Raw genomic sequence first — 24604 nt, 5'->3', positions numbered from 1 at the left:
TAATTGGTATTTAAGGTTTTCTTGGAGGGATTTGTCCGCCCTCGCCACCTGTGTCATCTCCAGGATTTTCATCACCTGGATCCTCATCATTTGGATCTTCATCTCCATTACTATTAACGTTTACAGTTGTGCCAGCACCAGAAGGTGGTGTATTTGTGGTAGATGGGTTTACTAATCCTAATAAAATTGCTAAAAATAAGGGTAAAAACATTGTTCAAAAATTTTAAAGGTGAAATACTTGGTAGTTCCCCACGAACCATTCGAGGGGTTTGCTACGGTGCAAATCAGAAGGCCTTCTGAAAATTTTTGGGAAGTGTTTTGAGTTCCCGCCGCGGCTGCTTTTTAACTGCTTCCCAGATCAGTTATAGGCAACCGTGATGTTTACTCATTAGCAAAAGTTGTTTACGAAGTGCAGTTAATTAGATTGCACTTTCGTTGTATGCTGATACAAATTTGAGGACTTAAAAAAACTTTTAATCCAGGAATTCCGATAATTCCTGAGGCTCCTTAGAACTTCCTAATTGATTCCGTTATAATTCCGGGATTCCGTAAAAAATCCTAATATTAAAACTATATTTTTATTGAAATTTTTTTGAAATGACTGAAGATTATCAAGCCCAAGTTTTATATGAATACAAAAAGTTAAAAGAAACAGGGAGGCTTACCTGTGATTTATCGACTCGGGCAAAATTTAGAAAAGAATGTATAAATGCTTTTAATAAAAGGTATAATTCGCAGGATGATGATGTGTTTGCGGATTTTTTTGAAGTGGATAAACTTGAAGCAAACTTCCATCAGTTGCTAAATAAGTCGGAAGCAGATGATTTTAAAGCTGTGCACAACCACATTGCAGGTTATAATAAAACTGATAATACCGAAATGAAAAATACAGAGCTAATCGCCTGGTTTATCGATTTTCAGCCCAGACCAAGTACGTTATTTTATAAAAAACAGAGAGAAACTGAAACTAAGGAAGAATTTGGAAAAACATTGGTAACTGCACAAACCGAAGATGGAGCAAATAAGAAACAGGGTGATGGGCCAGAACAGACACCAGGCGTTACTCTAACTAAACTTGGATTTTCAAAATATACTATCCCGAAAAAATATTATAAATCTATAGCCGCTTTTGGAGCCGCGGCCGCCGTTGCGATAAGTGCATTTGTTCTCTATCCCAAAAACGATCAATGTATGTATTGGAACGGACATCAATACATTAAAGTCAATTGTAATGATAGAATTCTAAATGCTAGGATTATAGAGCTGGATACGTTTAAATTAAGATATTTTAAAAAGATTACTCGCCAAGATACGTTGAAGAGAACCGACATTGGCAGAGTTTGGCGGTCGAAAATTAAAGGTAATGTCGAATTTTATACCGATAGTGGAATACATCCTCAAGATACTCATATTAGGTTACTCCCTGTTACAGAGTATTTTTTAGACAAGCATGTTCCTAATCATAAGTAATGTCTTTGAAATATCGAGCTACTGATTTTTTTGGAAAGCATCTTCATTTTTCACTTCTTAAAGGTTTCAATTATCAATTAAATGTGTTGCCGACATCAGTCGATGAAGCTGTTGACTTTCTTCCTCGTTAGGTTTAAGCACATTTTCAAACATGGGCAAAAGCGAATCCGAATCTTTCATTTGAGAAAAAATAAGATTTAAGATGAGCTTTTCTTGTGCATCATTTAAGCCTTTAAACATGCGTGGCTGAATGCAGTAAATCGCTTTTACCAATTCGATGAAAAGCTCCTTTTGGTTCAAATCGTTATCGTTATTTCCAAATTTGGGCATTGAACCCGATAATAATAACTTTTGAATTAATTCATCAGCAGCATTATTTTTTACAAATTCCTTTTGCTTGTTGACGACAATTTTTTGCAGCTCCTTAATTAACTGTTTAAAAATAGGACTTTGTGGATTGGAACCAAACAGATTTCCCGTTTCTTCTGTATCATTGAAATTAAAAAGATTGAAATAATCTGATTCGATGTATACGCTGTGATAAAAATTAATGGCATTATTGTTAAATGATGTGAGCTGTTTAAAAACCTCTTTTTTATCGCTGTTTAAAAAATAGTAGTAAAACTTATCGCCAATTTTTTCGTTCCAGCGAACAAAGGTAATGGTAAACATAAATCTCGATGTCGAAGCATCTACAATTTCCCTTTCAAAAATTTCGTGGTCGGCCAAGAGGTCTTCATAGATAATTCTTTCACCATTAATACACAAGTGAAAATCGTGTTTGGAATTTAACAATAAAAACCAGCCAAATTCCGATTTCAAGTGGTTGATAAAGGCATCGTTGATGAAATTATAAGCAGTTACACCGAAAAGATTCACCAATTTTAATCTTGTGCCCGATGCTTTCTTTACCCCCTTTTGTTGGTGTTCATCGGCATAAAAATCTTTGTTGCTGGCATTAATGGTGATATCGTAAGTGGTAAATGCCTGTGTATTTTCATCAAAAAATGTAGTATTCCAAATGGCGGTTTGCGCAAAAGCAATAAAGGAGAAACGGCCCTTGCCTTTTTTACCCCGAACGTAAGATGAACGATGGTCGGTACTGCGTTTTAACGAATCGAGAAATGCCCCAAAGGTTTGGTTAAGATTATTGAGATTAATGCCGCTTCCGTTATCAATAATTTCTATCGATGGAATGAAATCAATTTCATTGGTATCAAAAACAAGATCAATTTTGGTTGCTCCGGCGTCAAAACCATTCCATATCAGCTCTGAAATGGCCTCCATGTAATCTCTGGTAATGCCCGAAAACTCGACACTGTTATTGTTAATGCTAACTTTATTTTCCATAATGCGATCTTGTTAATACGAACCGCAAAATACTAAATTAATTAGTAAATAGAGCAAAAATAAATTGGATTTAATCTAGCTGACTTTAATCCAATTGGCCATAACAGGTTGCTCCAAATTCCAATTGTTGGCAGCAATTTGTTGCTTAAAACAGTTGGTTCGGTAAACCGTATTCTGGAGAATGTGACTGCTGTGATTCGCCAGCCAATCATGCCGAACGTTTACATAATTGGTAATCCATTCCCTTTCCGAACCACCTTTTATAGGCGCTACCGTAGTAAATCGGTTTCGTAAAAATTGAAGAATGCTGCCAGAATGAATCTGGCTATCGTAAATTACCAGCAAACTTAAAGGAAGTGTAAAGCCATTTTTAAGAAACCAATTATAGGCTACCTGGTAATATTTTATCTCGAATAATTCATCCTGGCAACGCTTCATTATCGGATCAATTTTTCCTGCCTCAATTAACGTATTACAAAATACCGCATCATTGGCCAAGCTAGGCAATTCTCCAATTCTTGATACATAAGGTTTCAATAGGTTTGCAAAGAATCCATTTTGGGTCACGTAATTGGCAACTAACGCTTTCAAATGACCAAATTCTGTAGTTTGAGATCTGCCATAGGTTACCTGCACTATTCGGGTTTTACTTACTGGATCGTTATAATCCTGATGTTTTGAAATGATGTGATACTTGCCCAAAATAGAACTCGTTTCAAATACGTTTACAATTTGCTCAATCTTTCTTTTGATGTTATTGCTGATTAAACCGGGTTGATTTGTTGGCGGGGACAGTGGCGGATCATCCACTATTAACTTCAATCCTCCGCCCCAATAATAATAGTTCAAGTCGTCTTTATACCAATCGCCAAGAGCAGGGTTGGTAATGCCCAATACTTTTTCGGCATTAAAAATAAACCCTTTAAAAACGGTGCCAGCAATGTTCGATTGATCGGTAAGCGATGGTGGTACCGAAGTTCTTTTGTTTAGCTTGCTCACATTGACAATAAATCTGCTCATAGGTTTCCGGCCTCCATGCCGAGAATTAATAAAGTGAAATCATAAGGTTTTACGCGAAATACTATAGGCTTTATCGGATCAATTTTGGTGGGAAGGGGCCTTGAGTATCGGGATTTGGATACCAGTAACTGTTTTTTCCTTCCTTTTCTACGCTTTCTATAATGGTCTTCAGCATAGGAGGTCGGTAGTTTGTATCGTAGTAATATCTTTCTAGAACCGATTGATCGATGGTTTGACGAGTTTGATTATCGAATTTGATTTCCCGAATGGTTTTGGGGGCAATGTTAAATGGAAAGCTTAGCGAATTATACAATTTACCCGTGTAAGCATTCGGTGCTACAAATCGGGTTAAAAAATCAGCTTCGTAGCCTAAACCAGCAGCATTTGCTTTATCTACCATCCAGCTAAAGGCAATATCGCTCAATCCTGTTTCTGGATAACCACCACCGATATTTGAATGCACACCACAGAACCAACGTTGCTCCATTACCTGTGGATAATCTTTGTTCTCTGCCGCCTGTCTATCTTGTATCCATAATGTAGGAGTAAAACTGCCTCTTTTTTCATCGATGGCTAAAGCATGGTACGCATAATCGATGTACTTACTGAGCTCTGTATCGTGGAATTGATATTTTGTCGCATTATATGGTCTGAACAGAGAAAGCGGAATGCCTAATGAACCCACTGTATCCCAAACGCCAACAAATTTGATACGACTTTCAAAGCTGTTTCGCTCTCTAAATGCTTTTGCTTTTTCGCCGCTGGGATTCCAATCCAATTCAGTTCTTCGGCGGTAATAATTATAAGCCTGATTAATTAAGCTTAGATCGTTGTTTTTAATAATACCGCAATTGCGGATCATGCCGGCTAAACTTCGGGCAGTGTAGGCGCCCCTGCTAAAACCAAAAAGATAAATTTCATCGCCCTTTACAAAATTCCAAACCAAAAATTTGTAGGCACTTACAATATTATGGTCTAAACCAAAACCCGTGGCACCATCAAAATATCTGCGTAGTTTACTTCCCGACGTTCCAACGCCATCGGTGTAATATTTTATCTTTTCAACACCTTTATCGTCGGTATTGCAAATGCTTTCGAACATCTTTTGTACGTTAGTACGGATAGGCGAACCATCTTCTGTGTCGCCAGGACTATTCCAGGTGCCATCGCAGCAAATAATAATCCTTTTCATATTAAAATACCAGAGATTAAAATTGAAGCAACAACATTGGCTGTTTGATGAAAGCGCTCATCAATAACAGTGGAGAATTTTATAAAATGCATAAGGTGATCATTTAGTATTCCATGAAAAACTTTTTTGCCAAAAACAGTCGTTCAAAAAGGTATTCTAAATAGGTATGCTAAAAGATTAACGAAAGAAAAAACTTATACGAATAGGGATAGCTGATTTTCACTAAGTTAAATGATAATGAGCTGATTGTCAATACCAGAAATTAGGTATTCTTTTGTAGGTAAAGTGATAGCATATTCCTTTTTGATGGTAAGCAACTTCTATTAAATTTGATTACTTTGGATAAATCACTAAATTTGCCGTAAATCATCACAGTATAAAATGTAAGAGCAAATTCTTTCGATAAAACAAACGGTATCCAATTGCATTGGATCAAAAATTATTTACGTTTTAACAAAGATATGATGCTTACTTTACAAGGCCTTGCCTACCAACATCCCAATCGGGATATATTATTTTCTAATTTAAATTTTACCCTTCAAGCACAGAACAAAGTAGCCTTGGTAGGTCACAATGGTTCGGGTAAATCTACTTTGCTCAATCTTTTGGCTGGAACTTTAGAAGTTACTGAAGGTTTGCTACAGGTGGATGATCAACCCTATCTTGTTCCGCAAATTTTTGGTCAGTTTAATCATTTAAGCATTGCAGAAGCGCTAAAAATTAATTATCGAATTTCGGCTTTACATGAAATTTTAGATGGCAAGGCAACTGAAGAAAACTTTGCGCTCCTACAGGATGATTGGACTATTGAAGAGCGTTGTAACGAAGCTTTTGCCTATTGGGGACTTGAAATAGCGGATTTGAATCAAAAGCTGGATTTATTAAGTGGTGGGCAAAAGACTAAGGTTTTTCTGGCAGGAATCTTAATTCATCAACCGGAAATTATTATGATGGATGAGCCGAGTAATCACCTTGATATGGAGAGCAGGGATTTGTTATACAATTTTATCCAGAGTACAAATAAAACTTTGCTCATAGTAAGTCATGACCGTATTTTGCTCAATTTTCTTAACCTAACGTACGAATTAAACCAAGGCGAAATAAATACCTACGGAGGAAACTACGATTTCTATTTGGAGCAAAAACAGATCGAAGAAGAAGCCCTGTCTAATGCACTTAAAGCCAAAGAAAAAACGCTTCGAAAAGCGAAAGTGGTGGCCCGTGAGACTATTGAAAGGGAGCAAAAATTAGATGCCCGGGGGAAAAGGAAGCAAGAAAAAGCGGGTTTACCCACCATATCAATGAATACCTTGAAAAACAAGGCTGAGGGCAGTACAGCTCGTGTTAAGCAAATGCATGACGAAAAAATTAGCAACATCAGTAAAGAATTAACGGAGTTAAGAAACACTATTCCTTTAGCTGGACAGATGAAAATTGGCTTTGATCAATCCCAGCTTCATTATGGGAAAACATTAATTGTGGCAAGGGAAATCAATTTTAGCTATGGCCTTAAAAAGCTCTGGCTTTCGGCACTTAATTTTGATATAAAAAGTGGTGAAAGAATCGCATTAAAAGGAATAAATGGATCTGGCAAATCTACTTTGATCAAGATTATTTTAGGAGAGCTGTTCCCTCAAACAGGAACAGTCAAAAATGCCAGCTATGATGCAATATACATTGATCAGGATTATTCTTTAATCAATAATCAACTCAATGTTTATCAGCAGGCACAACATTATAACACCGGCGAATTACAAGAACATGAAATCAAAATTAGATTAAATCGGTTTTTGTTTGATAAGGAAGACTGGGATAAGGCTTGCGGTTCATTGAGTGGAGGCGAAAAAATGAGGTTGATGCTTTGCTTGCTAACAATCAAGAACGAGGCACCCGATATGATGATTTTTGATGAGCCCACCAATAACCTCGATATTCAAAATGTTGAAATATTAACGGAAGCCATTAACGAATTTAAAGGGACACTTTTAATCGTATCTCACGATACTTATTTTTTGGAACAGATTAATATTGAAAGGGAAATAGTATTATATAAATAGGATTGGTTTAAAAAAGTGTAAAAATGAGAAAGCCCCATATCTCTATGAGGCTATATTGAATGTCTTATAAGTATCCACCGATAAAACTAAACCAAACAAACTATACTATAAACGCAGGTATAATTAGTTTGTTTTAAAATTTTTAAAAAAATTTATAATTATTTCTGCAATGGTTTATAACGCCTTGATTCGCTTTTTCGAAAGGTATTTTCGAACTGGAATATCAAACATAATCATGGTTAAATAGGCTAGGGAAACTAAGGCGATTACCCCACCTGAAATTACTAAAGCCAATTCTGTTCCTTTTGGTTTGTACGCATTGTAATAATTGGCAAATACCCAAATGGCCATGTAATGTGTCATGTACAAAGGATAAGATATCTTGCCAAAAAAGGTGCATAATTTGGTTAACCCCTGGGTGGCAACGGTTCCGGCACCTAAGGCAACCAAAAGGGGGAAATAAAATAGAACCACTAGTGATTCAGTTAGCCAGTTATAGTTTGAATACGGCATAAAAAATGCGAATAACAGCAAGATGGATAAGCCAACAAAACCGAGCTTGTTTTTAATGATCCATTTGGAGCGATAAATTAATAAGCCAGCTGTAAAAGAGTATAATATCCTTGCCCCACCTTCCCAAAAATTTTCTCCGGCCCAACCGCCCAATAATGAACCCGTACGATAAGCAACTACTACCAGAATAATAGCGGCAACGCCAGCGAGTGCCATTAAATACTTTCTGGCCAATTTGTAAAGTACAAATGCATAAACAATGTTCGCCACATATTCCCAAAATAACGACCAGGCTGGCGCATTTAAACCGAAGTTGTTAAAATAGCGCTCTTCCATTGTTGGAAAAGGAATTAATAAGGCAGAAGTTAAAAACAATAAAGTGATTTTGCCTATGCTATATTGGGCGGCGGTACCGCTAAAGGGATCGAAAATGAAAGTTAGTAGTCCTAATACAGAACCAAAAATAACCAGAGGATGTAACCTGATGATCCGGGATTTAAAAAACTCCATAATGCCCATTTTTTCAAGGCGATCATCATAAGCATAGGCGATAACGAAACCAGAAAGGCAGAAGAAAAAATCGACAGCTAAAAATCCATGACCAAGAAAATTTTTGCTAAACTCAAAAACTACTTCCAAAAAATGAAAAGCAACAATCGCCAAAGCAGCCACGCCGCGTAATCCATCAAGAATAATAAAATGTTGTTTGGTTTTTAATAAACCTGGAGTTACATTGTTCATGGTATGCACTGTGCTCACATTATTAAAATAAGCAAGAAACAAGAATACGTATTTGACCAGATGATGTCAAATTAAAGCAGGCGATATTTTGATGGTTTGTGTAACAATAAAAGGACTTTCTGTTTATTTGAAGGTCCTTTTATTGACTTCTTAAGCTAATAACTCCCAAAATTAATCATCCATTGGATCCCAAATTTATCTTTGCAGCTTCCAAAATAATCGCCCCAAAACATGTCTTCCATAGGCATTTCTATAGTTCCTCCTGCTGATAAACCATTGAAAAGTTTATCCGCATCATCTCTGCTTTCTGCAGCAAGGTGAACATACATATTATTGCCTTCTTTGATTACATGGCCCGCTGAAGGCATGCAATCTGATGCCATTAAAATAGTATGCTCATTGATGGGAAGTGCAACATGCATGACACGGTTTCGCTCGTTTTCGGGTAATTTGTCTGCATCGGGTGCGTCGCTCATTTTTTTGAAGAAGATAAATTCTCCCCCCAAAACCGATTTGTAAAAGTTAAAAGCTTCTTCAGCCTGGCCGTCGAAGTTTAAATAAGGATGCATGGTTCTCATAAAATTTTTACTATTTCTGCTAAGTTAAGCAGTACCTAAATTTTACAAAGGGGGGAGTTGAGACAAATTTGGGGCTTATTAAACTAGATTGTTTACTTCACTCCCTGTTAACTTCTGCATTAAACTATAAATGTCGGCAACTGCCCAATGTTCAATAATTTTTTCATCTCTTAAACGAACAATATTTACTTCCTCGTACTCGATCTTTTTCCCTGTAGCTGGGATGTTAAGAAACGATTCTTTATGCGTTCCCGTTATAGTGAATTTGCACATCACTTTGTCGCCATCACCTAAAATATCGTCGAATTTTATTTTTAAATCAGGAAAACCCAGTTTAAACACCTCAACGGTATCATAAAAGGCTTTATCGCCTTCGCGTTGCCAAGGAAATGTTTTATGCACTTTAACCCCGCTATCCACGAACTTAGTAATGGCATCCAAATTGGCATTGTTGAGCAGCTCATCAAAAAATACCTTGCAAATCGCTTTGTTTTTCTCTACTTGATTATCCATAATTTTTATATTTTTTGTTGAAGAATTAATAATTAAACAGGATAAAGTACATGTTGTTTCCGCAATTTTGAGATCGTAAAACTCATGAGAGTCATTTGATAAATTGCGTTTTGTTTCTTTTTATGACGATCGTATCACAATTTCTTTCGATTGGTTTTATTTTTTAAATTCGAAAAGCCATTAAGCCAACAAAACAATGACTAGATTCAACTTCGTTTCCTATTTTTTACTTCTTACCATTTTGCTTTTTTCTTGCTCTCCTAAAACCAGTATAACGAGGAACGATCAAAGTACCATTCGCGTTTTAACGTATAATATTCATCACGCCAACCCTCCATCCAAAGCAAAAGAAGGCTTGATTGATTTGGATGCCATAGCCAAAGTGATTGAGGCGCAAAAACCAGATTTAGTTGCTTTGCAAGAAGTTGATGTAAACACGAAACGTTCGGGAAACATAAATGAAGCGGTTTTTTTAGCCACCAGGCTGAAGATGAACTTCTATTTTTTTAAAGCGATAGACCATGATGGCGGAGATTACGGGGTAGCAATACTTTCGAAATATCCGTTGAGCGATCCGCAAACCTATAAGTTGCCTAACAACGGCGAAGCAAAAGCAGAACCACGGGTATTGGGAATGGGTACGGCTACACTGCCCGACGGAAGAAAAATCCGTTTTGCGTCAACACATCTCGATGCACAGAAATCGGAAGAGAATAGAATGATGCAGGTAAACGAAATCAATAAGTTAACGGAAACAGAAACCCTTCCGCTGATTATTGCTGGTGACTTAAATTCGAACACAAGCTCGGAGGTGGTGAAAGTTTTCGACAAGCAATTTGTTAGAACCTGTACCGACTGTGGTTTTACAATACCTGTAATCAATCCTAAAAATACCATCGATCACATCGCCTTTAAAAAAGGAAATAATTTCGAAGTGATTTCGCATCAGGTAATTAATGAAACGTATGCTTCTGATCACTTGCCTGTTTTAGCCATACTGAAACTGAATAAATAAATCGACCTAAACCAAACTCCTATGAACCGCAGAAATTTACTCAAAACTTTAAGTATAAGTTTAGGCGCAACCGTAGTGAGCACGGATGTACTTGCCCGCTTGGCGGATAATACTTACAGCTATCGTATAGCTGATAATCCTTTGCATAAACCCTTAGAAAAGCCCATTACGGCAATTACTTGTGGTGCGGGAAACCGGGGCACTGTTTACGGTAATTTTGCGGCCAGTTTTCCCGATCAGATAAAAATAATCGGTGTAGCCGAACCGATTCCTTACAGAAACCAACGATACGCCAAAAAGCACAAAATTGCTGATGAAAATCGGTTCAATACCTGGGAGGATGTATTTAAAAAACCTAAAATGGCTGATGCTGTTATTATTTCCATGCCTGATAATTTGCATTACGAACCTTGTATGCAAGCACTAAAGATGGGATACGATATCCTGCTGGAAAAACCCATTGCGCCTACCGAAAAAGAATGCCGTGATATTTTGGCTTTGGCGAAGAAAACGGGAAGAATTGTTGCGGTTTGCCACGTATTACGCTATGCGCCATATTTTGTAAAGATGAAAGAGCTGATTGCAAAAAGTGCTATTGGTGAGGTAATCAGTATTCAGCATTTTGAGCCTATCGAACATACCCATATGGCACATTCTTATGTGCGTGGAAACTGGCATAATTCCAAAGCCACAACGCCTATAATTTTAGCTAAATCTTGTCACGATTTAGATATTATGAAATGGGTGATCAATAAGAAAGCCCAGCGTATTGTGGCCATGGGCGATTTAAAATGGTTTAAAAAAGAAAATGCGCCTGAAGGAAGTACCGCCCGATGCACTGATGGATGTGCGGTGGAGCGGGAATGTCCGTATTCGGCAATTAAAGAATATGTAGATCGCAATTCGAGGACATCGGTTTTGGATATTCCTGAAGGTACAAGCGACAGAAAAGCGGCGGTAATGGAGAAACTTAAAACAACAAATTATGGTCGTTGTGTTTATCGCATGGATAATGACCAGCCAGACCATTATGTAACCAGTATTCAGTTTAGTGATAGCGTAACCGCAAACTTTTCTATGGAAGCTTTTACTTCATACCATGATAGAAGAACCCGGATTATGGGTTCGATGGGCGATATGGTTGGCGATATGACAGAGCTGGTGGTACATGATTTTAAGACCAGAAAAGAAACGAAATTTATTCCAAAAGCTGATGATGTAGATGGTTATAAAAATAGCGGGCACGGTGGTGGCGACTGGCTTTTGGTTAAGGATTTTTGCCAAGCCGTATCACAGCAAAACCCTGCATTATTAACCTCTACAATTGATGAATCTATAGAAAGCCATATTATGGGTTTTATGGCAGAGAGCAGCAGAAAGAATGGTAAGGTGATGGATGTAAAAATTTAAATGATTTTCATGATCGTCATCTTTGCAGATGAGGGATGATCATGTTTTCTATGAGGTTTCTACTGGTTGGTGTCTCCACCAATGCTATTAACTTAAGCTATTTATATGTCTGATGCGTTCTGTTTTTTCTTTTTTTAAATGTTATTCTAGGAAAGCTTCTGTCCGGTTTTATAGGTATTTTAGATGATGCTATTAGCTTAATAAGAGATTGAATTATATCTTCCGGGTGTTCTGTATTTAGTATTTGAATAATTGCTTTTCTGACAAACCTGTAAGCATTTTGCCAATTGTATTTATATTTTAGTTTTCGTTTCTTGTTCTTATCGATTTTCTGCTGTGCCTGGATACCAAATAATGCAACCAGATTCATCATGAATACATGGGCTTCAAACTCCTGGAATATTCCATCGGGTTTCCGAGTACCAAACTGTTCTAATTTCATCTTTGGTTTTAATTTCTTAAAACCTTCTTCTACTGGCCATCTCTGCCCATAAAGAGCTTTCATATTCACTGTGCATACATCATTCATGTCTAATAAAGAGGATACGAGAATTTCGATCTCCCCAGTATTTAACTCGATTTTGGTAACCCTGACCGTAATTGTTTTAGTATCTAACCCATGCTTTAAGCAGGATTCCATTTCTTTTGGACTGGGGTGCCACTCTGTTATAAAATCATTTTCGCACTCCTGAACTATCCGTTTTGCAAAACAGGACTGCGCACTGCTTATACGAATACAGAAATCCTGTTTGAGTGTGCAAAGTTTTTTGAAAATATGAAAATATCCGAATCCCCGGTCTAAAATAACTACGGATTTACGGGATGGTAGTTCTTCAAGGCATGCATTAAAAAGTGTTCTCTCTACGTTCTCCATCTTTGATATCCTTTTGGAAAGAATTGCGCCACTAAAAACATCATAAAACATAAAAATCTGTGCCAGGCAACTCTTTATACTTTCACCTTTTTGTGAATATATTCCAAAAAAATCTTTTATCTGTCGGGAAGGTGGTAGCCCAACTGTAGAGCCATCACCGGCAATCAATTGATATCCCCTCCAAAGTTGTGATGGATGATATTTGTAATGATCTGCCAGTATCTCGTTGAGATCCTTGAAAAAAGAAAGGGATATTTTATATCGAGCCTTAGAAAAGGCTGCTCCTGTAACCACTTTTGATGATATACTGGGCAAAATTGTAAAAATGTTGTACTCTACAGATTCTTTAAAAAGATTCAATATTGTAGAAACCACAACTGGAAAGCTTAAACTTCGCTTGCGCGTAAAAAAGATTGGCTCTTTAAGATATTGAGAAAAATTATTTTTATCCTGAATGAAATCAAATGTTTTTTTTAGGAGCCACTTTATGTTGCTCCCTTTTGTGATTTGAAGAAATTATACTCATCTTATTACTGTTGTTTTGATATTCAAATATAGTCATAAATATTTGAATATCAAATACTTATAACGCTAAGTTAATAGCATTGGTGTCTCCACCAACCAAATAAAAAAGATCTAATTCATCCAACTAAAAGCACTCCACCTCCCAAAAACGTGTCCAATTTTTATGAGGTGCTAAAGAGATAATACCTTCCTTTTGTTGCAATTCCTGATTATGATTTACGCCATCGGCTACGCCGCACCAAGGCTCCAAACATACAAATGGAGCATCTGGCGCCGCCCAAATGCCGAAAAATGGAAAGTCTTCGAAATGGAAATGCAGTCCGTAATCATTTTTATTGTTCAGCAAACTAATACAGCTGCTTTGCATCGTTTTAAAAACCAATGCATCATTATAAAACAGCTCGTGTTTTAAATTTAATTTATGCCCGTTAAGTTCAATTGACTCAGTTTCATTGGCAACCAAACCATCTTCCAGTTTGCAGTAAGTTAACTTCTCATCTGTATTAAAAGCCAAATAGTAATCTTCGTAGCTGGTGTTTGGCGTGTTAGGAACCGCAAATGCAGGGTGCGCACCAATAGAAAATAACATTTCATTGGTACCTGTATTGGTTACTTCGTAAGTTAAATTCAGCTTTCTGTCTATCAATTTATAAATCAGTTTAAGCTCAAAATAAAAAGGATAAACCGTAAGTGTTTCATCGCTTTGCGATAAGGTAAAAACAACTTCAGTATTGCTTATCTTTTCAGCGGCGAAAACATGATCGCGGGCAAAACCATGGCGTGGCAACTTGTATTCAGCGCCATCATATTTGAAATGTTCATCTTTAAGCGACCCAACAATTGGGAATAACACCGGACTATGTTTTGCCCAATATTTTGGGTCGGCGCTCCACAAATATTCTATTTTAGTTTCCTTGCTATAAAGAACTTGAAGTTCTGCACCTTTTGCTGCAATACTTATTTTTAGGTAGTTGTTTTCGAGGGTTATCATTACATTTTAAAAGTAATAAATATGTGCTGCTTTGGAAACTATTTTGTTAAATTTGATCTGAACTCTCCATGTCTGCCATTAAGCCCTTGATTATTTGGTTTTGCACTAGTTGTTTGCAATTTAATTTAGGGAGGCACTTTTAAAACAATAAAATATGCCTGTTGATCTCTCTAAACTATCGAATTCAAAAGTTAAAGCTGCAATAAATGCCTTGCAAAAAGGTGATGAGAAAACCTGGTTCTCTTTGTTTGCTGATGATGTTAAATTTTATGACGACGGCAACCAGCTTCAGTTTAATAATTTCTTTAAAAAAGCTTTAGGGCATGAACGCTTTACCAGCATTGATCAAGTGGAAAATAATGGTTTAGATGTTTATGGCAATTTCCACTCCGACCAATGGGGCGACTTTAAAACTTTCTTTAAATTCCAGATCGGCAAAGGCGGGAAGATTAACCGGTTGGATATTGGCCAAAGTTAATTTGGGAATAGTGAGTCTAAAGTCTTTAGTCCAAAGTCGGCAGCTTTAAGGCTATGACTCATGACTCCGAACTCCCAACTACCTTCACCCTTTCTCTTCCCAGATTACAGCAATATTAATAATAGTTTGTACTGCTTTCTCCATATCCTGAACGCTTACCCATTCTTGCTTGCTGTGAAAAGCATGTTCTCCTGCAAAAATATTCGGACAAGGTAAGCCCATGTATGATAAGCGTGAGCCATCGGTGCCTCCACGAATGCTTTGTTGCTTGGCTACTACACCTGCCCTTTCAATGGCTTCTATTCCATATTCCACAATTTTTGGATGCTTATCCAGCACTTGTTTCATGTTTCTGTACTGCGGCTTTATCTCCAAATTGTAAGTAGAATCTGGGTAGTTTTTTAGAGCACTTTTTATCGTTTCGTCCAAAAATACACCATGTTCCGCTAGCTTCTCATCCGTAAAATCTCTGATGATAAAATGCGCTTCAGCTTGCTCAACCTTGCCGCTGATACTCACTGGGTGAATGAATCCTTCTTTTTGATGAGTTGCTTCTGGGGTGAGCGTATCTTTTGGTAAAGAAGCAATGATATCAGCAATAATTTTGATGGCACTTTCCATTTTACCTTTGGCAAAACCGGGGTGTGTACTCAGGCCATTAACGGTTAATGTTGCGCCATCGGCAGAAAATGTTTCATCCTCAATTGATCCTAAAGTTTCGCCATCAATGGTGTAACCAAAGTCAGCACCTAATTTTTCGAGATTTGCCTCATCCACGCCTCTTCCGATTTCTTCATCAGGGGTAAAAAGAATTTTGATCGTACCGTGTTTAACATCCGGGTTGTTCATTAAAAAAGCAGCTGCTTCCATAATTTCCGCCAATCCAGCCTTGTTATCCGCACCTAATAAAGTAGTGCCACTTGCAGTAATGATATCGTTTCCAATTTGCTGTTTTAAATCGCGATGTTCTGCCAGTTTTATTACGATATTATTGTCGTCGGGCAATATCAAATCTTGTCCTTGATAATTGTCATGAATAATCGGTTTAACGTTTTCTCCGCTGCAGTCTGGCGAGGTATCCATGTGGGAACAGAAGAAAATTACCGGAAGATTTTTCTCGCTCGTAGCAGGAATAGTTCCATAAACGTAGCCATTCTCATCCATTTCAGCATCAGAAATGCCTATTTCCAAAAGTTCCTGAACCAATACTTTTCCTAAATTCTTTTGTTTCTCTGTTGATGGACAAGTGGCAGAATTTGGTTCAGATTGTGTATCTATTTTGGCATATGTGATAAATCTATGCGCTAATGAATTGTTAAAGTTGATGTAATTGCTCATAATTCAAAGGTAAAAGTTATAGATATTGGATAAACATATTATTTTTGTAAAAAAACAATATGACTTATCGCCTCCCGAAAACAAGTGGGCTAACTGTTTTATTCTCTTTATCATTTATGTTGTCGTTTGCGCAATCAAACTACTTTAAATGGTCGTGGGGTTTAGGCGGCGGTGCCAATTACTCAAAAACCGACGTAGTGGAAGGGAATTGGGGATATACCGCAAAAGGCGAAATCAGTTATCATTTTACGCCTTTTATTACCGGTGGCTTAGAGGCACAATACGGCATGGTGCAAGGTGGTGATATTGTTACTGACCCACATAATCGACAATTTATTAACAAATACACTAGTATCACCGCAAACTTAAAACTGCATTTGGGTGAATTTATCCCTTACGAGCGTAAGCCTTTTTTAGAAGCCATTAAGGGGATATATGCTGGGATTGGTATAGGTGCGATAAATAACAACATTACTGATATTGTACGTTACAAACCTAGCTGGGCTGCTTTTGATCCTGGTTATGGCCCTTTTCCTGGTGAAGATAAGGGCGTTAATTTAATTGTTCCAATTAACTTAGGATTTAACTATGACCTCAACGATGGTTACGGTTATGTTCCCTATGTAATCAACTTCAACGCACAAAGCAATTTCACTTTTGGCGAAGGTTTAGATGGCTATAACGATCCCTCAACAAAATTTAAAAACTACGATCCTGATACATTTAACCTTTATAGTGTAGGGGGAAAATATTTCTTCGGAAATATAAAGCGTATCGTAAGTTCTTCTAAACACTATTCATTCTCTTAAATCAGTTTGCATGAGAAATTTGTTTGTCATCTGTTTTTTAATCTTATCTTTTGAAACAATGGCACAAAAAACACCTTTCGAAAACAGTGGTAAAAAAGAAACCACCACTTACGATGCAGCAATTGCTTACTACGAAAACATCGCGAAGAACTATCCTCAGGCGAAGCTTTTAACATATGGAAGCACCGATTTTGGCAAGCCACTTCATTTGCTGGTTTTATCAAAAGATAAAGTTTTTGATCCTATTGAAATAAAGAAAGGCAATAAGACTGTTTTGCTGATCAATAATGGGATTCATCCGGGAGAACCTGAAGGTATCGATGCTTCCATGATGCTGGCAAGAGATTTGTTGAAAGAAGACAGGCTTCCAAAAGATGTGGTGATTTGCATTATCCCTATTTATAATATTGATGGAAGTTTTAACCGCAGTTCTACCTCAAGAGCAAACCAAAACGGCCCTTTGGCCTATGGCTTTCGCGGAAACAGCAAAAACTTAGATCTGAACCGCGATTTCATCAAAACCGATTCTAAAAATTCGGCAGCTTTTCAGCTAATTTTTAACACCTGGCTACCCGAAATATTTGTAGATACCCATACCAGTAACGGTGCCGATTACCAGTACGTGATGACGCTCATTCCGACGCAAAAAGACAAGTTAAACGCTCTTTTATCAGGATACTTAACTAAAACTTTGGTGCCCGATTTGTATTCGGCGATGGAGAAGAAAGGTTACCCGATGATTCCATATGTAAACTCCTTTGGTGAAGTGCCGGAAACGGGAATTGCTGGATTTATCGAATCGCCCCGCTACTCTACAGGTTATACTACCTTGCACAATACCATCGGCTTTATGCCAGAAACGCATATGCTTAAAGCGTATAACTTGCGGGTTGATGCAACCTATAAACTGCTTCAAACCTATGTTGATATCGTTCAGCGTGATGCACAGGTTATTAAAGAAAATAAACGCAAAGCGGATGAGCTCGTAGCGAAACAAACCGAATTTCCACTGGCTTGGAAATTAAATAAATCTGTTTCTAATGATTTGCCGTTTAAAGGTTTTGAGGCCGGTAAAAAGCCAAGTGAAGTAAGTGGTTTTGATCGATTATATTATGATCGGAATAAGCCGTTTACCAAAACTATTAAAGAGTGGAATAATTATGAACCGGCTATTACGGTGCAAAAACCAGTGGCTTATATCATTCCGAAAGCATGGGATAGGGTGATCGCATTGCTTAAACTTAATAAAGTGAAGGTTGAAGAGCTCAAAACAGACACCAAAATTTCCGTAGAAAGCTATTACATCACAAATTTTAAAACGGCTACTCGTCCGTATGAAGGGCACTATTTACATTCTGCTGTAACGGTTAATCCAGTTAAAAATACTTTGCAATACTACGCTGGCGATTTTGTGGTGTACGCCAATCAGAAAACGAACCGGTTTATTGTAGAAACCCTGGAGCCACAAGCCACCGACTCTTATTTCAGCTGGAATTTTTTCGATTCCATTTTAGATATGAAGGAACATTTTTCGGCTTATGTTTTTGAAGATACAGCTGCGGATTTGCTAAAAAACAACCCAGAGTTGAAAAATAAATTAGAGGCTAAAAAGGCATCAGATGCAGACTTTGCCAAGAACGCGGCAGCGCAACTTGATTTTGTGTATAAAAATTCTGATTATTACGAGAAAACACATAACAGATACCCGGTGGCTCGTTTGGAAACAGATGTAAAGCTCAACTTAAAATAAATAAATGGAATACCTCAGCATTGCTCCTGTAGCATCAATCATATTTGTTTTTACAATTGTTACCAGCTTGTATGCCTTTTACGATCAAAGCATATACGGTAAGTTTATGTTACATCCTTACAGTGTATCGAAAGGGAAAAATGTTTATACGCTAATAACCAGTGGGTTAATTCATGCCGATTGGATGCACTTGTTTTTTAACATGTTTACATTCTATGCTTTTGCATTTACCTTAGAGCAAATGATGGGCAGCTGGCAATTTGGCTTAATGTATTTTTTAGCCTTGATATTGAGTGATCTGCCAACTGTATTTAGACATAAAAATGATTTTCACTACAATAGTTTAGGAGCCTCTGGTGCAATTAGCGGCGTATTATTTAGTTTCATCCTTTTTAACCCTATGGCAGGAATTGGGATTTTATTTTTGCCTTTTTCTATTCCAGCAGTAATTTTCGGGGGAATTTATTTAGCCTATTGTGCTTACGCCTCAAAAAATTCGAGAGACAATATTAATCACGATGCCCACTTTTTTGGTGCACTAACCGGATTGATTTTCACCATTATTTTTGTTCCGGGCATCCTCCAAAACTTTTTCGCAATAATAGGCGCAAAGTTAGGAATGTAATTATCCTGCAGCAGGTAAACAGGATTTTTCGAAAAAGCTCATCGGATGGTCAGGGTCTTTAATGATCTCGAACTTTACATATCCCCAGGGTTTCCAGAAATTTTCCAGCACCTGAGCATAAATTTTGTGCTGCCAAACATCAAACAAAGGCTTGGTCATATTTCCGCGAAGCGGCATGGCTTCGATGTAGGTTGTGCCCTCAACAGGCATAAATGTGTATTCTGGCAAGCGGTTAAATAAATAAGCGGAGTAGTAAAAACGAGCGGTAAGTTCTTCAAATTGCTGTGCGGTGAGTGCTTTGCCCTTCACCTCATTTATAATTTCCCGGTGATAACGCTTATTGGTTCCATTATCCTGCAGGCAAGCAATAATGCCAAAATCTTTCATCTTTAGCGAAAAGGTAAGCGTATTAATTTCATCCCTGAAACTAAATGGAGTTTGCTCATCCTCCAGCTTTACTACCGTGATCGACCATGGAGTGAAATCTTCAAACTCGATGCTGGTGTACATATTCTGCATCATAAAGTTGAGGTTGGCGAACTTCATCATCAGCGATTGAGACATGTTCAGGCCATCTGCCGTTATTTCCTTGCGCAAAGCAGAATGCATTTCGATATAGACGAAGCCATATAAAAACTTCCCAACCCAATTAAATAGCTCAAGCTCTGGCAAAGCTGAAACAGCACTATAACCTGTTTCAAAGGCTTGTTTTATTTTTTCTTCCAGTGGATTTAAAAATTGCTCATTTACTTCGCTATTAACAGGAATCACGAGGGTATTGTAAGAACGTATGCTTTCATCCAGGAACTGAATTTGCTCCTCGCCAGTTAATCCTGCCTGCTCCAACAACCATTTTGGAATCAGCGGAACCTGGATTAGGGGAGAGTTAAAAGTGTTGCCGCTCAGGAAACATTTTTTGTATAAGAAATCGAAACTTTGGAAAGGATTGTATAGGCCGGTATTCATCACTGCAATATTAGTTATTATATCGTTATTGCTTGTCAGTGATATTTTATTTTAACCCTGGGATTACAACATGAAGGTTTTTAAGGCCGTTGTTCCTTGGACGGCAGCAGGGCAAGTTGTCTTCTCGAACGACATCCTTCCTGTCGGAGAGATTTCATTTCGATAACTTCTTCCAAAAAGATCTCTCTTGCACCCATGAAAAATGGGTATCGTTCGAGATTACGAATGTTCTCGTTTGCTTTTTAATAACTATTATAAAATCCGCTTAAATTATCAATTAGCTGGCTGTAAATTGGCTTTGTGAACTCCAGAAACATCGTGCTTGGCGGTGGCGGAAGAACCTCTCTTTTTCTCGTTATGGCTAGCTGATTTTTGTTCAGCGCCCTGTCGTCTCCTTTGTAACTTCCCCAACTGTCTCGCCAAACGAAAGTGCCGGGAAACTTCTGCTGACGAACAATTTTTTTGCTTTGCCAATCCATAATTGTCATGTCTAGCAATCCTGATGAAGAAATATTCTTTTCAAAAATACTCAGTGTAGCACTCACCGTTCCGTAAATAGGTTTACGTTCGCGGGTTTCGCCGATTACCACACTATCGCGTTTAAGCTTTTCTACTCTTTCTTTCACATAAGTCTGGCCGATTACGAAATCATCAAAATTTAAACTTAAAACCTGGTCGGGTATAATTTTTTGAGTAGTCGCCTGTTCTTCGCCATAAAATATCACAAACTTATTCCGCGAATAGTTGGCAATAAATTCATCAATTTGCTGCTGAAAATAATCAGCACTCAACTTATACGGCCCTCCGTTTAAAATAATAGGTTGAACAACTACACGGGTTACGGCGGCCCAATAGGCATCATCCATTTTGGTTTTTACATCCTTATAATTCGGCTGTAGATTTTGCACTTTTTCAAATTCGTAATATGCCTTTTTTGCAGCTAAGCGGTTATGCTCATTTAAATAACCGATCCCCGAGTTGTACCTCGCAACTGCAGCATTGTATTTGCTTTCTGCAACTTCACTGATATATTTTGATGGTGTTGGAACAACCGCCAAACAAGCCGGACAACTGTTAATCTCATCTGCCAGCTGATTTATTTTCTGATAATCGTACATGACAGATTCCCATCTAAACAAATCATTCGACATTTTTGCCTCGTTAATTCTGCGTAAATGATCTTGCAGGGCTAAATCATAAGCGGTTTTTAAAACCTGCATGGCCTCGCTGTTTTTGGGCGAATTTTGCAATCTGCTTACCGCCTTTTCAACTGATGCATCGTAATCGCCTTTTTGTAAGGCATTTTTTCCTGTGGTACATCCTCCTAAAATTATTAGGGATAAATAAATAAAATACCGTAATCTTGAAATGTTTTTCATGGCAGGAGTGGTTTGCGTTAATAAACAAATATACTTTTGTAAAGCGATATCCGCCCTATTTACTTATTAGACGATAGACAATGAAGATTAGTTGCAAGCAATTCGAATTAGAATTAAAACACCCGTTTTCGATCTCCAAATTTACCCGCACAAGCACACCGTTAATGCTTTTAAAAATCCAGTACCAAGATGTGGTGGGTTATGGAGAAGCTTCAATGGTGCCATACATGGGAGAAAGTTTTGAAACTGCAGCTGCTTTTTTAAAAGAGGTAGATTTGAGCAAATTCGCCTACCCTTTTAATTTCGAAGAGATTATTAGTTACCTCGATCGTATTGCTCCTGGTCAGCCGGCGATAAAAGCAGCGATAGACATTGCTTTAAATGATATCAATGGAAAAATTTTAAACAAACCTTGCTACGAAATTTACGGTGCCGACCCAGCAAAAATGCCGGTAACTTCTTACACTATCGGGATAGACACCCCAGAAGTGATCCGCGAAAAACTGAAAGATGCGGAGAATTTCAAGGTGATAAAAGTTAAACTGGGCAGAGATAACGACCGGGAGATTATTGAAACCATCCGTAGTTTAACAAATGTGCCACTATACGTGGATGCTAACCAAGGTTGGAGTGATCGCATCAAGGCCATCGATTTAATTTATTGGCTGCATAACCAGGGAGTGGTTTTAATCGAACAGCCTATGGATAAAAACGATTTGGAGGGTAATGCATGGCTAACGGAACGTAGTCCGGTTCCTTTGCTGGCCGATGAGGCTGTGCAGCGTTTAGCCGATATGGATCAGCTGAAAGGTGCTTACCATGGCATTAATGTAAAATTGATGAAAAGTTGTGGAATGTATGAAGGGCATCAAATGATTTTGAAGGCACAATCTTTCGGGATGAAAGTATTGATTGGTTGTATGAGCGAAACGAGTTGTGCAACCCTTGCTGCAGCGGCTTTGGCGCCTTTATGTAATTGGGCAGATTTAGATGGCCCCTGGTTAACTAAAAATAATCCTTTTACAAATCCGCCTTTTGAAAACGGGAAGTACAGCTTGAGAAACTTACCTGGGCTTGGACTGGAAGGTGTTACTTCTGATCTTTTTCTTTAAAGTTCTTCCGCAGATCTTTCACGAGCTGATATTTAAAATAGGCGAGGCAAGCCGCAACACCAACTAAAAAACCACCTGGCAAAGGTTTATGGTTATTGTAACACCAAACTATTCCAAAAATAGAAAGGATGATGGCCAGATTGTAGAAAATATTTAAAGCAAATTTTTTACCCATAGTGGAAATGATTGAATGAGTGAATTTTGAATGTAAGAAGTCGTCATTGCGAAGCCAGGTTTGAGCGAGCTGAAGCAATCTGATTTTAAGAGAGTTGCGTCGTACCCCGCAATGACGAATGATTCTTAGTAAACTGGCATATTCGGATCATAAGCCTCTTGCCAAGCTAAAATCCCACCTTTTAAATTGTATAGGTTTTCGTAACCATATTGCGCTTCAAGTTGCATCACTGCTGCGGCACTTCTTTTTCCGCTGCGGCACTGAATAATTACAGGCTTATCTTTTTCAACTTTATCAGCCTCAATTAAAATCCCGCCTAAAGGAATGTTCTCGCCGTTAAGGTTAGAAACTTCGTATTCGAATGTTTCGCGAACATCAATCAATTGAAAATCTTCTTTATTATCGATTTTTTCTTTTAATTCTTGTACTGATATTTCTTTCATCTTGAAAATTATTTATGCAAATATAGGAAAATCGATTTGAGTAGAATGAACAAAGTGGCGTCATATATTTTCTCAAAAATCTGTAACATATCAAACCCTTAGGCGTTTAATTATAAACATTACAAATGGACAAACTGAACCGTTTCTTTTGGTTTTGCTCTGGCGCTCATATTCCTACGCTGGAAAAGTATCCTACAGAACAAAATAAATATACTGGCATTGGTGCCACCATTTTCTTTACAGGTTTATTTGCCGCTTTATCTGGTGGTTATGCCATGTATTTCGTTTTTAAAGGCGATGATTTAGCGGTTGTTTTTGCCATCATTTTCGGTTTCTTGTGGGGTGCCGCCATTTTTAATATGGACCGGTATATTGTTTCGAGCATCAATAAAAGCGCAAGCACTAATAAACAGCTCCTGCAAGCAACCCCAAGGATTTTATTGGCGATAATGATTGGTATGGTGATTTCACGGCCAATTGAATTGAAGATTTTTGACAAGGAAATTAAAGAACGGCTGAAAGTAAGTTATTTAAACGGACAGCGATCAAAAATTGATACCCTAAACAATGCCTTTGAAAAGAAATACCAGGTAGAGTTTGGAAGATTGAACCAGCAAAAAGCCACAAGAGATTCACTAGAGAAGGGAATCAAAGCGGATCGGCAGAAACTTAACTTCGAAATTTTTGGAAATAAAACCAATGAAACTTCTGGCGTTATGGGTTACGGTCCGTATGCAAAACGCAAGGAGGTGGAGATCAAACAGCGGGAAACTGAACTGGATTCGCTAAAAGCAAATATCAATAAAGCCGAAACTTTTGTTGATAAACGAAAGGAATTTGACGGTTTGTTTAATGAAAAATTATACACCAAAAAGCAGCTGGATAGTTTGGCTGATCTTGCAGGTTTTGCCGATCGAAACTGGGCTTTAGGTCAGTTGAAGTTTAACGTTGATGGTTCTAAAGATGATAACACAGCAATTGCAGTCACTTTTATTGGCCTGCTATTTATTTTTTTCGAATGTTTGCCGGTGTTTGTAAAACTAATGAGTGGCCGTGGTCCTTATGATTTTGCTACGGCCGACGGCGATGATGTATCCATTTATCAATCTAAAAAAGATAAAGATTTCCATTTCGAAGTGGCCGATAACATTCACGAAACCCGGGTAGACGCCGAATCGTCAAAACGGAAGGAAATTATTAAGGGCAAAGCCTACCGCGACCTTGAAAAATACGATTGGGATAAGGAGTAGTGAAAGTAATTGTTGAGAGGAGCAAATGGA

The 24604-nt window shown here is 37.8% G+C and carries 24 protein-coding genes; 10 read left to right on the top strand and 14 right to left on the bottom strand.

Annotation, left to right across the window (positions count from 1 at the left end; all coding sequences use genetic code 11):
- Nucleotides 1-10: 10 nt before the first annotated feature.
- On the bottom strand, nt 11-211 hold the full coding sequence (locus AC3ITD_RS17815; RefSeq protein WP_489361744.1) for a hypothetical protein: 201 nt from the start codon (nt 209-211) through the stop codon (nt 11-13).
- A 386-nt stretch (nt 212-597) separates the two neighbouring features.
- On the opposite strand from AC3ITD_RS17815, the gene AC3ITD_RS17810 reads away from it, so the two are divergent.
- On the top strand, nt 598-1470 hold the full coding sequence (locus AC3ITD_RS17810; RefSeq protein WP_489361742.1) for a hypothetical protein: 873 nt from the start codon (nt 598-600) through the stop codon (nt 1468-1470).
- 66 nt (nt 1471-1536) lie between these two features.
- Here AC3ITD_RS17810 and AC3ITD_RS17805 read toward each other — a convergent pair whose 3' ends face one another.
- The 3 genes from AC3ITD_RS17805 to AC3ITD_RS17795 all read right to left on the bottom strand — a co-directional run bounded on the left by AC3ITD_RS17805 (nt 1537) and on the right by AC3ITD_RS17795 (nt 5032).
- Nucleotides 1537-2820 (bottom strand): ATP-binding protein, encoded by a 1284-nt coding sequence (locus AC3ITD_RS17805; RefSeq protein WP_489361740.1) that lies wholly within the window; start codon nt 2818-2820, stop codon nt 1537-1539.
- Nucleotides 2821-2895: 75 nt separating this feature from the next.
- On the bottom strand, nt 2896-3840 hold the full coding sequence (locus AC3ITD_RS17800) for a chitosanase (RefSeq protein ID WP_489361738.1): 945 nt from the start codon (nt 3838-3840) through the stop codon (nt 2896-2898).
- A gap of 70 nt (nt 3841-3910) precedes the next feature.
- The gene (locus AC3ITD_RS17795) at nt 3911-5032 is read right to left on the bottom strand and encodes a T6SS phospholipase effector Tle1-like catalytic domain-containing protein (protein ID WP_489361736.1); all 1122 of its coding nucleotides are present in this window, start codon (nt 5030-5032) and stop codon (nt 3911-3913) included.
- A 461-nt stretch (nt 5033-5493) separates the two neighbouring features.
- Here AC3ITD_RS17795 and AC3ITD_RS17790 point away from each other — a divergent pair, with 461 nt between their 5' ends.
- Complete coding sequence (locus AC3ITD_RS17790) at nt 5494-7089, top strand: ABC-F family ATP-binding cassette domain-containing protein (protein WP_489361734.1); 1596 nt, start codon at nt 5494-5496, stop codon at nt 7087-7089.
- A 174-nt stretch (nt 7090-7263) separates the two neighbouring features.
- On the opposite strand, the gene AC3ITD_RS17785 is transcribed toward AC3ITD_RS17790, so the two are convergent.
- From AC3ITD_RS17785 to AC3ITD_RS17775, 3 genes are all read right to left on the bottom strand, one after another.
- Nucleotides 7264-8343 (bottom strand): acyltransferase family protein, encoded by a 1080-nt coding sequence (locus AC3ITD_RS17785; RefSeq protein WP_489361732.1) that lies wholly within the window; start codon nt 8341-8343, stop codon nt 7264-7266.
- A gap of 155 nt (nt 8344-8498) precedes the next feature.
- A complete protein-coding gene (locus AC3ITD_RS17780; protein ID WP_489361730.1) occupies nt 8499-8921 on the bottom strand; it encodes a VOC family protein in 423 nt (140 codons plus the stop codon).
- 78 nt (nt 8922-8999) lie between these two features.
- Nucleotides 9000-9434: an ester cyclase gene (locus tag AC3ITD_RS17775; RefSeq protein WP_265797000.1), complete on the bottom strand. Its 435-nt coding sequence runs from the start codon at nt 9432-9434 to the stop codon at nt 9000-9002.
- A 196-nt stretch (nt 9435-9630) separates the two neighbouring features.
- Here AC3ITD_RS17775 and AC3ITD_RS17770 point away from each other — a divergent pair, with 196 nt between their 5' ends.
- Entirely contained in the window at nt 9631-10449 is an 819-nt protein-coding gene (locus AC3ITD_RS17770; RefSeq protein WP_489361727.1) for an endonuclease/exonuclease/phosphatase family protein, read from the top strand.
- Between the two features lie 21 nt (nt 10450-10470).
- Nucleotides 10471-11859 carry a Gfo/Idh/MocA family protein gene (locus AC3ITD_RS17765; RefSeq protein WP_489361725.1) on the top strand — a complete coding sequence of 463 codons (1389 nt, stop codon included), beginning with the start codon at nt 10471-10473 and terminating at the stop codon, nt 11857-11859.
- A 97-nt stretch (nt 11860-11956) separates the two neighbouring features.
- Here AC3ITD_RS17765 and AC3ITD_RS17760 read toward each other — a convergent pair whose 3' ends face one another.
- Both AC3ITD_RS17760 and AC3ITD_RS17755 read right to left on the bottom strand, forming a co-directional pair.
- Nucleotides 11957-13189: an IS4 family transposase gene (locus AC3ITD_RS17760; RefSeq protein WP_489366705.1), complete on the bottom strand. Its 1233-nt coding sequence runs from the start codon at nt 13187-13189 to the stop codon at nt 11957-11959.
- A 193-nt stretch (nt 13190-13382) separates the two neighbouring features.
- Nucleotides 13383-14249 carry an aldose 1-epimerase family protein gene (locus AC3ITD_RS17755; protein WP_489361723.1) on the bottom strand — a complete coding sequence of 289 codons (867 nt, stop codon included), beginning with the start codon at nt 14247-14249 and terminating at the stop codon, nt 13383-13385.
- Nucleotides 14250-14403: 154 nt separating this feature from the next.
- Between AC3ITD_RS17755 and AC3ITD_RS17750 the strand changes: the two genes are divergently transcribed.
- Entirely contained in the window at nt 14404-14727 is a 324-nt protein-coding gene (locus tag AC3ITD_RS17750) for a nuclear transport factor 2-like protein (RefSeq protein ID WP_056849347.1), read from the top strand.
- Between the two features lie 84 nt (nt 14728-14811).
- Here AC3ITD_RS17750 and pepT read toward each other — a convergent pair whose 3' ends face one another.
- Complete coding sequence (pepT, locus tag AC3ITD_RS17745; RefSeq protein ID WP_489361720.1) at nt 14812-16065, bottom strand: peptidase T; 1254 nt, start codon at nt 16063-16065, stop codon at nt 14812-14814.
- A 59-nt stretch (nt 16066-16124) separates the two neighbouring features.
- On the opposite strand from pepT, the gene AC3ITD_RS17740 reads away from it, so the two are divergent.
- Genes AC3ITD_RS17740 through AC3ITD_RS17730 form a run of 3 tightly spaced genes read left to right on the top strand, consistent with a single transcriptional unit; the run spans nt 16125 to nt 19249 of the window.
- Nucleotides 16125-16874, top strand: a complete 750-nt coding sequence (locus AC3ITD_RS17740; protein ID WP_489361718.1) for a hypothetical protein — start codon at nt 16125-16127, stop codon at nt 16872-16874.
- 10 nt (nt 16875-16884) lie between these two features.
- Nucleotides 16885-18624, top strand: a complete 1740-nt coding sequence (locus tag AC3ITD_RS17735; RefSeq protein ID WP_489361716.1) for a M14 family metallopeptidase — start codon at nt 16885-16887, stop codon at nt 18622-18624.
- Between the two features lie 4 nt (nt 18625-18628).
- Nucleotides 18629-19249 carry a rhomboid family intramembrane serine protease gene (locus AC3ITD_RS17730; RefSeq protein WP_056849351.1) on the top strand — a complete coding sequence of 207 codons (621 nt, stop codon included), beginning with the start codon at nt 18629-18631 and terminating at the stop codon, nt 19247-19249.
- On the opposite strand, the gene AC3ITD_RS17725 is transcribed toward AC3ITD_RS17730, so the two are convergent.
- Both AC3ITD_RS17725 and AC3ITD_RS17720 read right to left on the bottom strand, forming a co-directional pair.
- Complete coding sequence (locus AC3ITD_RS17725; protein ID WP_489361714.1) at nt 19250-20215, bottom strand: hypothetical protein; 966 nt, start codon at nt 20213-20215, stop codon at nt 19250-19252.
- A 242-nt stretch (nt 20216-20457) separates the two neighbouring features.
- Nucleotides 20458-21594: a hypothetical protein gene (locus tag AC3ITD_RS17720; RefSeq protein ID WP_489361712.1), complete on the bottom strand. Its 1137-nt coding sequence runs from the start codon at nt 21592-21594 to the stop codon at nt 20458-20460.
- 80 nt (nt 21595-21674) lie between these two features.
- Here AC3ITD_RS17720 and AC3ITD_RS17715 point away from each other — a divergent pair, with 80 nt between their 5' ends.
- Nucleotides 21675-22706 (top strand): dipeptide epimerase, encoded by a 1032-nt coding sequence (locus tag AC3ITD_RS17715; protein WP_489361710.1) that lies wholly within the window; start codon nt 21675-21677, stop codon nt 22704-22706.
- Here AC3ITD_RS17715 and AC3ITD_RS17710 read toward each other — a convergent pair.
- Both AC3ITD_RS17710 and AC3ITD_RS17705 read right to left on the bottom strand, forming a co-directional pair.
- Entirely contained in the window at nt 22684-22881 is a 198-nt protein-coding gene (locus AC3ITD_RS17710) for a DUF6358 family protein (protein ID WP_056849219.1), read from the bottom strand. The two genes, AC3ITD_RS17715 and AC3ITD_RS17710, sit on opposite strands and share 23 nt — an antisense overlap.
- A gap of 125 nt (nt 22882-23006) precedes the next feature.
- Nucleotides 23007-23324, bottom strand: a complete 318-nt coding sequence (locus AC3ITD_RS17705) for a rhodanese-like domain-containing protein (RefSeq protein ID WP_056848082.1) — start codon at nt 23322-23324, stop codon at nt 23007-23009.
- Nucleotides 23325-23449: 125 nt separating this feature from the next.
- On the opposite strand from AC3ITD_RS17705, the gene AC3ITD_RS17700 reads away from it, so the two are divergent.
- Nucleotides 23450-24574, top strand: a complete 1125-nt coding sequence (locus AC3ITD_RS17700) for a DUF4407 domain-containing protein (protein ID WP_489361707.1) — start codon at nt 23450-23452, stop codon at nt 24572-24574.
- Nucleotides 24575-24604 lie beyond the last annotated feature (30 nt).

The sequence above is a fragment of the Pedobacter sp. KH_004 genome, assembly GCF_057840755.1.
The sequence above is the reverse complement of the archived record's forward strand: the minus strand, read 5'-3'. Positions and strand labels throughout refer to the sequence as shown.